This is a genomic window from Alcanivorax sp. HI0083 (assembly GCF_001635175.1).
This window is the reverse complement of record NZ_LWFX01001521.1, coordinates 1-513: the sequence shown is the minus strand read 5'-3', so window position 1 is coordinate 513 and position 513 is coordinate 1. Positions and strand designations below refer to the sequence as shown.

Here is a 513-nt window from a genome sequence, read left to right as displayed (position 1 = left end):
CCATGAACGACACGGGAATACCAATCGTGACCCACCTGGCCACCCGGGAGTTAAGAAAGAAGTAGAGGGTCAGTACCACCAGCACCAGCCCGGAAATACCGTTCCACAGCAGGGTGGAAATACGTTCCTGCACGTGCTTCCAGGCTTCGAAATAGAACGTCATTTTGACGCCGGCGGGCAGCGAATCTTTGTGCTCGGCGCCCCATGCACGGACCTTTTTTGCCAGGTCCAGCATGTCGTCATCTTCGCCGCGCATCACCTGCAGTTCGATGGCAGGTTTGCCTTCGAAGGTGAGCGTGGCCTGATCATCCCGGGGGCGTCGTTCGATGATGGCCACGTCGCCCAGGCTCAGCTGCTGGCCGTCGGCAGTGGTGATCAGGGGCAATTCGGCAAACGCCCTTTCGTCACGGCGCTGGCCCAGTGCCCGCAGTTGTTTGGCGGCGTCGTCACGGCCCACGGTGCCGGCGGGGGTGTCCTGGCTGAAGCTGCGAACCTTGTCGCCGATCTGCCCCA

The 513-nt window shown here is 61.6% G+C and carries 1 protein-coding gene; it reads right to left on the bottom strand.

Annotated features, from left to right (window positions below; all coding sequences use genetic code 11):
* Positions 1 to 513: efflux RND transporter permease subunit (locus A3754_RS22900; protein WP_197468798.1), on the bottom strand; the 513-nt coding region annotated here is incomplete at both ends.